The 12,958-nt window shown below is 64.4% G+C and carries 14 protein-coding genes; 9 read left to right on the top strand and 5 right to left on the bottom strand.

Annotation, left to right across the window (positions count from 1 at the left end; translation table 11 throughout):
• Positions 1–259 precede the first annotated feature (259 nt).
• The 3 genes from H040_RS03645 to H040_RS03655 form a co-directional block, all read right to left on the bottom strand.
• Entirely contained in the window at positions 260–1,051 is a 792-nt protein-coding gene (locus H040_RS03645) for an OmpA family protein (RefSeq protein WP_027920067.1), read from the bottom strand.
• A gap of 50 nt (positions 1,052–1,101) precedes the next feature.
• Complete coding sequence (locus H040_RS03650; RefSeq protein WP_027920066.1) at positions 1,102–1,515, bottom strand: DUF4398 domain-containing protein; 414 nt, start codon at positions 1,513–1,515, stop codon at positions 1,102–1,104.
• 278 nt (positions 1,516–1,793) lie between these two features.
• Positions 1,794–2,138, bottom strand: a complete 345-nt coding sequence (locus tag H040_RS03655; RefSeq protein ID WP_027920065.1) for a hypothetical protein — start codon at positions 2,136–2,138, stop codon at positions 1,794–1,796.
• 170 nt (positions 2,139–2,308) lie between these two features.
• On the opposite strand from H040_RS03655, the gene ppc reads away from it, so the two are divergent.
• From ppc to H040_RS03690, 7 genes are all read left to right on the top strand, one after another.
• Positions 2,309–4,936 (top strand): phosphoenolpyruvate carboxylase, encoded by a 2,628-nt coding sequence (gene ppc, locus H040_RS03660; RefSeq protein WP_027920064.1) that lies wholly within the window; start codon positions 2,309–2,311, stop codon positions 4,934–4,936.
• 257 nt (positions 4,937–5,193) lie between these two features.
• A complete protein-coding gene (adk, locus tag H040_RS03665; RefSeq protein WP_027920063.1) occupies positions 5,194–5,844 on the top strand; it encodes an adenylate kinase in 651 nt (216 codons plus the stop codon).
• Between the two features lie 88 nt (positions 5,845–5,932).
• A complete protein-coding gene (gene tsaB / locus H040_RS03670) occupies positions 5,933–6,607 on the top strand; it encodes a tRNA (adenosine(37)-N6)-threonylcarbamoyltransferase complex dimerization subunit type 1 TsaB (protein WP_027920062.1) in 675 nt (224 codons plus the stop codon).
• Between the two features lie 131 nt (positions 6,608–6,738).
• The gene (locus H040_RS03675) at positions 6,739–7,026 is read left to right on the top strand and encodes a hypothetical protein (RefSeq protein WP_027920061.1); all 288 of its coding nucleotides are present in this window, start codon (positions 6,739–6,741) and stop codon (positions 7,024–7,026) included.
• A 3-nt stretch (positions 7,027–7,029) separates the two neighbouring features.
• On the top strand, positions 7,030–7,899 hold the full coding sequence (locus H040_RS03680) for a DUF72 domain-containing protein (protein WP_027920060.1): 870 nt from the start codon (positions 7,030–7,032) through the stop codon (positions 7,897–7,899).
• A gap of 28 nt (positions 7,900–7,927) precedes the next feature.
• Complete coding sequence (locus H040_RS03685) at positions 7,928–8,758, top strand: isocitrate lyase/PEP mutase family protein (protein ID WP_027920059.1); 831 nt, start codon at positions 7,928–7,930, stop codon at positions 8,756–8,758.
• 6 nt (positions 8,759–8,764) lie between these two features.
• Positions 8,765–9,454: an extensin-like domain-containing protein gene (locus H040_RS03690; RefSeq protein WP_027920058.1), complete on the top strand. Its 690-nt coding sequence runs from the start codon at positions 8,765–8,767 to the stop codon at positions 9,452–9,454.
• A 2-nt stretch (positions 9,455–9,456) separates the two neighbouring features.
• Here the strand turns inward: H040_RS03690 and H040_RS03695 are convergent, their stop codons facing one another.
• On the bottom strand, positions 9,457–10,077 hold the full coding sequence (locus H040_RS03695) for a hypothetical protein (protein ID WP_027920057.1): 621 nt from the start codon (positions 10,075–10,077) through the stop codon (positions 9,457–9,459).
• 107 nt (positions 10,078–10,184) lie between these two features.
• On the opposite strand from H040_RS03695, the gene H040_RS03700 reads away from it, so the two are divergent.
• Positions 10,185–10,967 (top strand): class I SAM-dependent methyltransferase, encoded by a 783-nt coding sequence (locus H040_RS03700; protein ID WP_027920056.1) that lies wholly within the window; start codon positions 10,185–10,187, stop codon positions 10,965–10,967.
• A 78-nt stretch (positions 10,968–11,045) separates the two neighbouring features.
• Here H040_RS03700 and H040_RS03705 read toward each other — a convergent pair whose 3' ends face one another.
• Positions 11,046–11,687, bottom strand: coding sequence for a TetR/AcrR family transcriptional regulator (locus H040_RS03705; RefSeq protein ID WP_027920055.1), 642 nt, complete (start codon positions 11,685–11,687; stop codon positions 11,046–11,048).
• Between the two features lie 168 nt (positions 11,688–11,855).
• Between H040_RS03705 and H040_RS03710 the strand changes: the two genes are divergently transcribed.
• Positions 11,856–12,956, top strand: a complete 1,101-nt coding sequence (locus H040_RS03710; RefSeq protein WP_027920054.1) for an efflux RND transporter periplasmic adaptor subunit — start codon at positions 11,856–11,858, stop codon at positions 12,954–12,956.
• The last annotated feature ends 2 nt before the right edge of the window (positions 12,957–12,958 follow it).

Genomic DNA, 12,958 nt, shown 5'->3' on the forward strand with positions numbered 1-12,958 from the left:
TACATCTGTTGCAACGTGGCCATGCCTGTGAGGCCATGGTGGTCAGCCGGTTTGCACGGCTCAAGTCATGCGCCAAGGCAGGCAACCATGGCGTAACAGGTTCGGCACGTTGCAACAGATGTAGGAGCGGATTTATCCGCGATGCGCCGCGCGGGCGGCGCTCGATCTCACAGCCGCTACCCCTCTCAAGCCATGAGCCCAGGCGCCCAAAGAAAAGCCCCGCATTGATCGCGGGGCTTGTCACTTGCGCTAACCGGACTTACTGGCTGACTTGGCTCACCGAACGCGGTGCCACCGGCTGGTTGTCGTTGGAAATGGTCACCTCCACCCGGCGGTTCTGCGCACGGCCCGAGTTGCTGCCGTTGTCCGCAATCGGGTATTCCTTGCCATAACCCTGGGCAACGATGCGTGCCGGGTCTACGCCTGCGCGGACCAGCGCCATGCGCACGCTGGCGGCGCGGCGTTCGGACAGGCCCTGGTTGTAGTTGGCCGAACCGACGCTGTCGGTGTAGCCCTCGACGATCACCTTGCGCTCTGGGTTTTCCTGAAGGAACTGGGCCAGTTTGGTGATGTTCGGGTAGGCATTGCTCTTGAGATTGGCCTTGTTGAAGTCGAACAGCACGTCACCGAAGGTCACCAGGGTGCCGCGGTCGGTCTGCTTGGCGTTCAGGCTTTCCTGCAGCTTGGCGATCTGCGCGTCGCGGGCATCGAGCTTGGCCTGGGCACGCTGGGCCGAGGCATTCTTCAGCTCGTTTTCGGCGGTGCGCAGGGCGATGGTTTCTTTCGCCACCTCGATGCGCTGGTTGGTCAGGTAGGCCAGTTGGTCGACCTTCTTGCTGTCTTCACGGTCCATGAAGGCCTTGTCGGACTTGTTCAGCCAGTCCTGGGCATCCTTGGTCTCCAGCGCGGCAACCTTGCTCGACTGCGGGTCGCTCTGCAGTGCCGAGAAGTTGGTGCGGGCCGACTCCAGGTTGGGGTTCGGGTCGTGGGAGCAGGCGGCGAGGCCGACGCTGAGGGCCAACAGGGCGGGAATCATGACGTAATTGCGCATAGTGTTCATCCTTTGATCAGTTGCGAAGGCTTGGGTTGGCATGGCGGCGCTCATTGAGCGCTGCGCAAGCCTTCCTGACGTACGTCCTGAACGCCCTGGCGGGCATCCTGCACGGCCTTCTGGGCCTTGGCTGCCTGGGCCTTGCGTTCGGCGACGCGGGCATCCCATTCGGCCTGCTCGGCCAGCAGCTTGGCTTCGTCGTACTTCTTGTCGTGCATGGCGATTTCCGCCTGCTTGAACTTGTCCTGGGCCGCTTTCATCTCCACTGCGGCGAACTCGGTGCCCCCCGCGCTGACGGCGGAGTTCACGGCGGACTGGGTAACGGCGTACTGCTCGGTGGGCGGTTTGCCCGCACAGCCGGCCAGGACCAGGCTACTGCCGAGGGCCAGCGCGGCCAGCTTGAGCCCGCGCACGTGGGTGGATGAAGGTTTTGCAGTGCGGGTCTTCATGGTGGTCAGCTCCATTGGGTCACTCCTGATAACGACGATGTCCGTAGCAGTCCATCGCTCAATCCCTGACATTGCCTGCGCTTTGCGCTTCACGATGCACCTGGGCAGGTGTGCAGGGTTTTAGCGTGATGGCTATTGGCTGGGACTTGACCTTTTTTTGAATAGTTCAGAAAAAAGTTGCCAAGGCTACGTATCTGTTTCTGACTAATTGGTCAGCAGGATTGGCCCGGAACTTTCAATGCTCGGAGGGGTATTCCAGGCCTGTTGCAGGCCTGGAACAAGGTGCTGGCAGGTCAGTTTGCGCTGTCGTCGCCCGTGTTGCTGAGGTCGTGCAGGTGCCGCCGCGAAAGGGCCAGAAAACGTGGCGTCGGACCGACGTCTTCAAACAAGGGGTCACCTTCTTCGTCCGTGGCGATGACCTTGCGGCCCTGCACGTAAGGGAAGCTGGCTTCCAGCTCCTCCAGCGCGGCGGCGACCAGTTCGCCGAGCAATTCCTCGGCGGTGCGCTTGGGGTACATGTCGATCAAGGCCGCCAGCCGCGCTTCGGACTCCAGGTCCAGGTGCAAGGCGTGGCCGGTGGGGCTCAGGGTGCCGGTGGCATTCTGTTCCCAGTGCTGGGCGAGTTCGCGGATTTTCATGATGACCTCTGTCAACGCCAGAAAAGGCTGCATTGCATCGGACTGCTGTGCCTTAACTTTAGTTTGCTTTGCGCGATCGCGGCTTGCCATTACGTCCCGGCAGTGGGCACTCTTGGGCCAGTGCTGTTTCCTGAGCAGTGCGCGGGCGAGCCGCGCCGAAGAGAGGGCCAATGACTGATATCGATGTGCGCTTGCGTGAAGATGTCCATGTGTTGGGGGAGTTGCTCGGCGAGACCATTCGCCAGCAGCACGGTGATGCGTTCCTGCAGAAGATCGAGGGTATCCGCCACAGTGCCAAGGCCGACCGCCGTGGAGCTGGCGAGCAGTTGAGCTCGACCCTCGCCGACCTCGCCGAAGAGGACCTGCTGCCGGTGGCACGGGCATTCAACCAGTTCCTCAACCTGGCCAACATGGCCGAGCAGTATCAGCTGATCCGCCGCCGCGATGCTGGCCAGCCAGAACCGTTCGAAGCGCGGGTATTGCCCGAGCTGCTGGCGCGGCTGAAGCAGGCCGGGCACAAGGATGATGCCTTGGCCCGGCAATTGGCCAAGCTCGATATCCAGCTGGTGCTTACCGCCCACCCAACCGAAGTGGCGCGGCGCACGTTGATCCAGAAATACGATGCCATCGCCGGCCAGCTGGCCGTGCAGGACCACCGCGACCTGACCCCCGCCGAGCGCCAGCAGGTACGTGAACGTCTGCGCCGGCTGATCGCCGAGGCCTGGCACACCGAGGAAATCCGCCGCACCCGGCCAACCCCGGTGGACGAGGCCAAATGGGGCTTCGCGGTGATCGAGCACTCGCTGTGGCAGGCCATTCCCAACCACTTGCGCAAGGTCGACAAGGCACTGTTTGAAGCCACCGGGCTGCGCCTGCCGCTGGAAGCCGCACCCATCCGCTTCGCCTCGTGGATGGGCGGCGACCGTGATGGCAACCCCAATGTCACGGCCGCGGTGACCCGTGAGGTGCTGCTGCTGGCCCGCTGGATGGCAGCCGACCTGTTCCTGCGTGATGTAGATGCGCTGGCCGCCGAGCTCTCCATGCAGCAGGCCAGCCAGGCACTACGTGAGCGTGTGGGCGACAGTGCCGAGCCGTACCGGGCCGTCCTCAAGCAGTTGCGTGACCGCCTGCGGGCCACCCGCGTCTGGGCCCATGCTGCACTGACGAGCAACCAGCCGGCCAGCGCCGAGGTGCTGGTGGACAATCGCGACCTCATCGCCCCGCTGGAACTGTGCTACCAGTCATTGCATGAGTGCGGCATGGGCGTGATCGCCGATGGCCCGCTGCTCGACAGCCTGCGCCGGGCGGTGACCTTTGGCCTGTTCCTCGGCCGCCTGGATGTGCGCCAGGACGCTGCCCGGCACTGTGATGCACTGGCTGAAATCACGGATTACCTGGGCTTGGGCAGTTATGCCGACTGGGACGAAGAGCGCCGTATCGAATTCCTTCAGGCGGAGCTCAAGAACCGTCGGCCTCTGTTGCCTGCGCACTTCAAACCCCAGGCAGAGACTGCTGAAGTGCTTGCCACTTGCCGTGAGATCGCCGCTGCACCGGGCGCCTCGCTGGGTTCCTACGTGATCTCGATGGCGGGCGCGGCCTCCGATGTGCTGGCCGTGCAGTTGCTGCTCAAGGAAGCCGGCCTGACCCGGCCGATGCGCGTGGTGCCGCTGTTCGAAACCTTGGCCGACCTGGACAACGCGGGCCCTGTGATGCAGCGCCTGCTTGGCCTGCCGGGCTACCGCGCCAGCCTGCGCGGGCCGCAGGAAGTAATGATCGGTTATTCCGACTCGGCCAAGGACGCTGGCACCACGGCGGCCGCCTGGGCCCAGTACCGCGCCCAGGAAAACCTGGTGCGCATCTGCCGCGAGCATCAGGTCGAGCTGCTGCTGTTCCACGGCCGCGGAGGCACCGTTGGGCGTGGCGGCGGCCCGGCCCATGCGGCGATCCTGTCACAGCCGCCAGGCTCTGTGGCAGGGCGCTTCCGCACCACCGAGCAGGGTGAGATGATCCGCTTCAAGTTCGGCTTGCCGGGCATCGCCGAGCAGAACCTCAACCTTTACCTGGCCGCCGTGCTCGAAGCCACCTTGCTGCCGCCGCCGCCACCAGAGCCAGCCTGGCGCGCACTGATGGACCAGCTGGCGGCCGATGGCCTGAAGGCCTACCGCGGCGTGGTACGGGAAAACCCTGATTTCGTCGAATACTTCCGCCAGTCGACCCCCGAACAGGAGCTGGGCCGCTTGCCGCTGGGCAGCCGCCCGGCCAAGCGCCGTGCCGGTGGCATCGAGAGCCTGCGGGCGATCCCGTGGATCTTCGGCTGGACCCAGACACGCCTGATGCTGCCTGCCTGGCTGGGGTGGGAAACCGCCCTGAGCAATGCCCTGGCGCGTGGCCAAGGCGAGCTGCTGGCGCAGATGCGCGAGCGGTGGCCGTTCTTCCGCACCCGCATCGACATGCTGGAAATGGTCCTGGCCAAGGCTGACGCGGAAATTGCCAAGGCCTACGACGAACGTCTAGTGCAACCAGGGTTGCTTCCTTTAGGTGCGCACCTGCGCGACCTATTGTCGCAGTCTTGTCAGGTGGTATTGGGCCTGACCGGGCAGCCGGTGCTACTGGCGCACAGCCCTGAGACCCTGGAATTCATCAGCCTGCGCAATACCTATCTGGACCCGCTGCACCGCCTACAGGCCGAGTTGCTGGCCCGTTCGCGCAGCCGCGAAGCCGCTCTGGACAGCCCGTTGGAGCAGGCCTTGCTGGTGACCGTGGCAGGTATTGCCGCAGGCCTGCGCAATACCGGTTGAGGCCAGCGGGTGCGGCCCTTCGCCGTCGGCAGGGAAGGGGCCTGAGCAGGACGATGAGGGTGGTTGCGCCGGGCGCAACCACCTGCAGCTCTGCCGGGAAATGACGCAATGCTGCAACTTTGGGACGCTTGTCTGGCTGCCGGGCGCTGTGTATCTTGAGCAGCCTTTTGACCGATTTATGGTCATACCCGATTTTCCGGACTTGGCCTCGATTGCCGAATCCATTGAATTTCATAAAAAAATTTGAGGAGCACGAGATGCGCGTAATTCTGCTGGGAGCTCCCGGGGCCGGTAAAGGTACTCAGGCAAAGTTCATCACCGAGAAGTTCGGTATTCCACAGATCTCCACCGGTGACATGCTGCGCGCCGCCGTCAAGGCCGGTACCCCACTGGGCCTGGAACTGAAGAACGTCATGGATGCCGGCCAGCTGGTTTCCGACGAGCTGATCATCAGCCTGGTCAAGGAGCGCATCGCCCAGCCGGATTGCGCCAATGGCTGCCTGTTCGACGGCTTCCCGCGTACCATTCCGCAGGCCGAAGCCATGGTTGCTGCAGGCGTGGATATCGACGCCGTGGTCGAAATCGCCGTCGACGACGAAGAAATCGTCGGCCGCATGGCTGGCCGCCGTGTGCACCTGGCTTCGGGCCGCACCTACCACATTCAGTACAACCCGCCGAAAGTGGAAGGCAAGGACGACGTCACCGGCGAAGACCTGATCCAGCGCGACGACGACAAGGAAGAAACCGTGCGTCACCGCCTGTCGGTCTACCACAGCCAGACCAAGCCGCTGGTGGACTTCTACCAGAAGCTGTCGGCCGCCAACGCCGGCAAGCCGAAGTACAGCCACATCGAAGGCGTCGGCTCGGTCGAGTCGATCACCGCCAAGGTGCTGGCAGCGCTGAGCTGAGCCATCACCGTGCGTCACGACGGCCCGCTTGCGGGCCGTTGTCGTTTATACTGCCGCTCTTTTTCCCTAGCACCTGGATACCCGTTCGATGACCACCCTGCTGGCCCTGGATACCGCCACCGAAGCCTGTTCCGTCGCGCTGCTGCATGACGGCAAGGTAACCAGCCATTACGAGGTGATCCCGCGCATGCATGCGCAGAAGCTGCTGCCGATGATCAAGCAACTGCTGGCGGACTCGGGCGTTGCGCTGAACGCACTGGATGCCATCGCCTTTGGCCGTGGCCCGGGCGCCTTCACCGGTGTGCGCATCGCCATCGGTGTGGTGCAAGGCCTGGCGTTTGCGCTGGAGCGCCCGGTGCTGCCAGTGTCCAACCTGGCCGCGCTGGCCCAGGGCGCGCTGCGCGAGCACGGTGCGCAACAGGTGGCAGCTGCCATCGATGCGCGCATGGATGAGGTGTACTGGGGTTGCTACAAGGCCGAAGCCGGCGAGATGCGCCTGCAGGGCCAGGAAGCAGTCCTGCCGCCCGAGCGCGTGGCCTTGCCTGATGGCAGCTGCGGTGACTGGTTCGGTGCCGGCACCGGCTGGGGCTATGCCGAGCGCCTGGCGGTGCAGGCCATCGCCAGCAACCCTGCGGCACTGCCCAATGCGCTGGACATCCTCAGCCTGGCCAGCTTCGCCTGGGTGCGTGGCGAGGCCATCGTCGCCGAACAGGCGCAACCGGTTTACTTGCGCGATAATGTAGCCACACCCAAAGCGCGCTGAATGCTGTTCGTCGGTTATCGCGGTTGACGATAAAACCTTCGGCGCAAACTGTGGTCCAGTTATCACTCGAGCATTAGCGATGGATCCCTGATGCTGCTAAATTGCCATCATTGGTCCTGAGTGCTCACACCATGCGTATCGACGGTTTCTCATCGCAGTCCTACCCGCTCAAGCGCACGCCGCGCAAGGCAGCGGTGCGCGACGAGAGTGTCGACGATGCCGAGCTGATCGAGGAAAGCGAAGTCACCCAGGAGGCAGCTGCTCTTCGTCGCCCGGCAGGCCTGCCGGCGCGCCAGCAGGACAGGGTATTCCCCCGTGCCCGTGACCGGCGCACCGCCACTGCGCTGGCCAGCTACCTCAGCACGGCCGGTTTTACGGATTGGGACATGGAAGTGCTGGGGCTCGACCTGTACATTTGAGGGATGAATCCTCCACCCCTGCCTTACTTCGTGGGTTGTCCGTCCTGGAGCGAAAACGCCTGGCGCGATTACCTGTATCCCGCCGACGCGACCACTAACGAAATGCTTGGCTACTACAGCCAGGTGTTCAACGCCGTCGAGGGCAACACCACGTTCTACGCCCGCCCTTCACCCGGCACCATTGCGCGCTGGGCGCAGGTCATGCCTGCGCACTTCCGCTTCACAGCCAAGTTTCCCGGGGACATCAGCCACGAGGGGGACCTGCGTGATCAGCTGGAGCCTGCCTTTGATTTCACCCGTCTGATGGCACCACTGGGCCAGCGTGTATCGCCGTACTGGCTGCAGTTGCCGGCCAGGTTCAGCCCCGCACGGCTCGGCGAGCTGTGCCACTTCCTAGATGAAATCGGCGTGCCGGTGGCCGTGGAAGTGCGCAACCCGGCGTTCTTCGCCAAGGGCGAGGAAGAGCGGTTGCTCAACCGCCTGTTGCATGAGCGTGGCGTGGAGCGCATCTGCCTCGACCCCCGCGCCCTGTTCAATTGCACCTCTCGCGACCCTGCCGTGCTGCACGCGCAGTCGAAAAAGCCCAAGGTGCCACCGCGCCCCGCTGCCTTCAGCCAGCACCCACAGGTGCGCTTCATCGGTCATCCGGAGCTTGCGGCCAACGAAACTTTCCTCACCCCTTGGGTGGACAAGGTCGCCGCCTGGATCGAGGAAGGGCGCAGCCCCTATGTGTTCCTGCACACCTCCGACAACCGCCAGGCCGCCGCGTTGGCTCAGCGCTTCCACCAGCGGCTGATGACCCGGTTGCCTGGCCTGGCACCTTTGCCTGAATTGCCGCGCGCCCCCGAGGTCGAACAACTGGGGCTACTCTGACCATTCCCTGCCCCCGGAGGTTGTGACCATGGATGTACAGACCCTGCGAGCCGAAGCCTTCAAGGCACTGCACGAGCGCGATGGCGCCTTCGTCATCCCCAACCCCTGGGACGCCGGCTCCGCCAAGCTGCTGGCCAGCCTCGGCTTCGAAGCGTTGGCCACCACCAGTGCGGGCCTGGCCTTCAGCCTCGGGCGGCCGGATGCCGAAGGCGCCTTGAGCCTTGACGAAACCTTGGAAAATGCCGGGGTGATCGTCGATGCCACACCTTTGCCGGTGGCCGCCGACCTGGAAAACGGCTTCGGCGACCTGCCCGAGGACTGCGCCCAGACCATCCTGCGTGCCGCCGAGACGGGGCTGGTAGGCGGTTCGATCGAAGATGCCAGTGGCCGGGCCGACGCTCCGATCTATGACTTCGAACTGGCCGTGGCACGGGTACGGGCTGCTGTGCAAGCTGCCCGCAGCCTGCCATTCCCGTTCACCTTGTGTGCCCGTGCGGAAAACCTGCTGCACGGGCGCATGGACCTGGACGACACCATCCTGCGCCTGCAGGCCTTCGCCGAAGCGGGGGCCGACGTGCTCTATGCCCCCGGGCTGCGCAGTGTCGATGAGGTGCGCGCGGTGGTACAGGCCGTGGCGCCGAAACCGGTCAACGTGCTGATGGGGCTGGCCGGTGTGCCGCTGAGCGTCAATCAGTTGCAGGACCTGGGCGTGCGCCGCATCAGTGTTGGCTCGTCACTGGCCCGTGCGGCGCTGGGCGCGTTTCAGCGTGCGGCACTGGAAATCCGTGATCAGGGCACCTTCAGCTACGGCGAGCAGGCTTTGCCGTTCGCCCAGCTCAACGACCTGTTCCGCCGCTGAGGCAAGATGCGCGCAGTAATGCTGCTGTGCGGGGGGCTGGCGCTCACGGTGGCCCTGGCCTGGCAATTCGACTGGCGCCTGCCGGATGCCTGGAACCCTTGGGCGACCCTGGATGTAAGCCAGCCGCCGAACTGGCTGACGCGCTACAAGCTGTCGCGGCTGCGCAACGACCCAAGTCTGTGCCGCCAGGCGCTGGAAAGCTCTGGCCTGCGCTACCGTGCGCAAGCCGACAGTGCACCATCGGCCAGTTGCCCATTGCAGAACGTATGGCGCATCGAGCAAGGCCAAGCCCGGCTTAGCAGCCGTTTTCTCGCCAGCTGCCCATTGGCAGTGGCGTATGCACTGTTCGAGCAGCATGGGCTGCAAGCGGCTGCGCAGCGGGTATTCGGCCAGCCTGTTGCTCAGGTGGATCATCTGGGCAGCTTTGCCTGCCGCAATATCTACAACCGCAAGCAGGGGCGCCTGAGCCAGCACGCCACGGCCAACGCGCTGGATATCAGCGGTTTTCGCCTGCAGGACGGGCAGCGCATCGTGCTGGCGCGGGACTGGCAGGCGGGCGGGCAGAAGGGGGAATTTCTAAGGCAGGTGCGGCAAGCGGCCTGCGACAGTTTCAGCACCGTGCTGGGGCCGGACTACAACGCCGCTCACCATAATCACTTTCATCTGGACATGGGGCGCTGGCAGGTTTGCCGCTGAGCTCAGGCGTGCACGCGAACGTTGTTCAGCACCACCGGGCGTGCCCAGTGCATGTCGAATGCCAGCTCGCTCTGCTGCTTGGCCATGGTCGCCTCGTCGTACGGCTCCGGCGCGGGGTCGAGCAGGTCCATCTCGAATTCGGCAATCGGCAGGTGCAGCGGGCGGGGGGAGGGGGCCGGGCCGGGTTCTGCGAGCGGGTGGCCCTGGCTCATGACAACGGGGCGCAGCCAGTTGTTGCTGATGTCGAGCTGGCGCTGTTGCTGGATCATCTCGGCCACGCTGAACGGCTCCGGTGCCGGCTCCAGCAGATGGGCTTCAAGCTCGGCCTTGGGCAGGAACAATGGCTCGGGCGGCGCGACGATGGTGTCCTGCACCGGGCAGGCGCGCTGGGTTTCGATCATGGCCAGGGCCTTGGCCCCGCCGATCGGCTCGCCGCTGGCCTGGTCGTACTGGACCATGGCCTGGCTGACGCTGTCGGGTTCTTCCGCGTGCTGTTCGGCCATCGCGCGGGCAAAGAAATCCTGCCACAGGTGGCTGACGCCCCCAAGTGCCTGGGTATTTTGCCGACCGTAGTTGCCGACAGGCGACAGGTAGGTCAAACCGATGGGAAGAGTTTCTGACATGGCAGTCGTACGCGCTGTGCTCTGGCAGAATAGCGGGATATTGCCTGTATCGGCCGTGGCCGATTATTCATTAAGGGCTTCTTCCATTTTTTCGGGTACGGGTTGCGATGCAAGAGCAGGAACAGGGCACAGGTCTGAGAGTCGAGGCGTTAGCACCGGAATATGCCGCGCAGGCCAACGCATGGGCCGAGCGCCTGGGGCTTCCACGGGTGGATGACGCGGCCGGGTTTGCCGTGCAGGTCGGTGCTGACGGCTTGCAGATCCAGCAACTTGGGCCGCAGGCGCCGGGGCCGGTGCGCGTCGACTTTGTAGAGGGCCAGGCGGCACATCGTCGCCAGTTCGGTGGCGGCAACGGGCAGATGATTGCCAAGGCGGTCGGTATTGCCCAGGGCGTGCGTCCCCAAGTGCTGGATGCCACGGCAGGTTTGGGCAAGGACGCGTTCGTGCTGGCCAGCCTGGGTTGCCAGATGACCCTGATCGAGCGCCAGCCGCTGATCGCAGCGTTGCTCGAAGATGGCTTGGCGCGCGCCAGGGCCGATGACGAGGTAGGGCCTATCGTCGGGCGTATGCGTCTGCTTACCGGCAACGCCATCGAGCGCATGCGTGCATGGGAGGGCGAGCCGCCGCAGGTGGTCTACCTCGACCCGATGTTCCCGCACCGCGACAAGAGCGCATTGGTGAAGAAAGAAATGCGGGTGTTCAGGCCTCTGGTCGGTGATGACATGGATGCGCCAGCCCTGCTCGAAGCAGCCTTGGCGCTGGCCAGCCACCGGGTGGTGGTGAAGCGGCCACGCAAGGCACCGATCATCGACGGGCCGAAGCCAAGCCATAGCCTGGAAGGCAAATCGAGCCGGTATGACATTTATCCAAAGAAGGCTCTGAAGGCCTGATCACCTGCACGCTCCTACAGGTACTGCGCGATCCCTGTAGGAGCGGCTTTAGCCGCGAAGAGGCCGTCACAGGCTGACTCAGGCCTTGAACGCCCGGATGAACACCCCGACCACTTCGCGCACATGTGCCTCGGCTTCATCCCCTTCCAGAGGCTCGGCACAGCCCAGTAGCAAGCGGTAATCCGGCGCGCCCTTGACCAGGCAGAAGAAGTGCTCAGCCGCACTCAACGGATTTGCAATCCGCAGCAACCCGCGCTCGTCGATCCCGCGCAACAGCGCTTCCATCCCCGCCAGCACGCGCTTGGGCCCGGCTTCGTAGAAGTACTCGCCAAACCTCGGGTCCTGGCTGCCCAGTGCCATGATCAGCCGGCTGAGCTTGACCGCCTCGTCGCTACTGATCAGCGCCTGGAAGCTACGGCCGATATTCAGCAGCACTTGCTCCACCGGCGCACCTTCCGGGTACTCGAACATCAGGTCGGGTAACTGATTCTGGCAGGTCGCCATGACCGCCGAACCGAATAGCGTCTGTTTGTCGGTGAAGTGGCTGTAGACCGTGAGCTTTGAAACACCTGCCGCCGCAGCGACCGCATCCATGCTGGTGTTGGCATAGCCAAGGCTGAGGAACAGGGCCTTGGCGGCTTCGAGGATGGCCTCGCGCTTGGCCAGGTCCTTGGGCCGCCCCGGGCCGTTGGGTGCGTCGTTGGACATTGGAATCCGCATCTGGTTGAAGGGGCGCCCATCTTACCGGCTCGAACGGCTTCCGGCTGTAGGTCGCGACCATCGTGAATGTTGATTTTCTTTCCGACGCTGGCTTCCCGGCCTCGGTTCCCTGATTTAATATACTCGCCAGTATAAATATTCGATGTGCACTTCGCGAAAGGATTCATCATGTTGCGCCATGCCTTGTCCCTCGCCCTGCCCGCTACTGCCGCGCTGTTGCTGGCAGCCTGCGGCCAGGAAGCCGCCGCGCCTGCCGCGCCGCGCCCGGCCCTGGTGGTCCAGCCGCAGCCGGCCGAAGCCGCTGCTGACAGTTACCCCGGCGAAGTGCGTGCGCGCTTCGAGCCCGAGCTGGCCTTCCGCATTGGCGGCAAGGTCAGCAAGCGCCTGGTGGAGGAGGGGCAGCGAGTCAAGGCTGAGCAGCCGCTGGCCGAGCTCGACCCGCAGGACGTGCGCCTGCAGCTGGAGGCCAACCGCGCCCAGTTGGCGGCAGCCGAAGCTAACCTGTCGCTGGTACGCACCGAACGCGACCGCTACCAGAAGCTGCTGGATCGGCAGATGGTCAGCCACTCCCAGTACGACAACGCAGAAAACCTCTACCGCGCTGGCCTGGCCCGCCTGAAACAGGCCAAAGCTGAATACGACGTGGCCGGCAACCAGGCTGATTACGCGGTGTTGCGTGCGCCGCAGGCAGGCCTGATCGCCAAGCGTCAGGTGGAAGTCGGCCAGGTGGTTGCAGCCGGGCAAACCGTGTTCACACTCGCCGCCGACGGTGAGCGTGAAGTGGCCATCGGTCTGCCGGAGCAGCAGTTCGCCCGCTTTGCCGTGGGCCAGGATGTCAGCATCGAATTGTGGTCGCACCCCAACCAGCGCTTCCCGGGGCGTATTCGCGAGCTGTCACCTGCAGCCGACCCGCGTTCACGCACCTTCGCCGCACGGATTGCCTTCAGCTCGGCCAAGGTGCCAGCCGAACTCGGCCAGAGTGCGCGGGTGTTCATTGCCCATGACGGGGTGATCCCACTGGCAGTGCCGCTGTCGGCAGTCACCGCCGAAAACGGCCAGGCCTATGTCTGGCGCGTCAACAAGGACAGCCGCCTGGAGCGGGCCATGGTGCGCCTTGGCCCTTATGGCAGTGAAACCGTGCCGGTGCTCGAAGGCCTTGCTCCAGGCGACTGGGTGGTCGCCGCCGGCGGCCATGTGCTGCGCGAGGGGCAAGAGGTGCGGCCGGTGGACCGTACCAACCGTGTGGTGAACCTGACGGTCAAGGAGTAAGT

It is taken from the genome of Pseudomonas sp. URMO17WK12:I7 (genome assembly GCF_003269045.1).
GTDB lineage: Bacteria > Pseudomonadota > Gammaproteobacteria > Pseudomonadales > Pseudomonadaceae > Aquipseudomonas > Aquipseudomonas putida_J.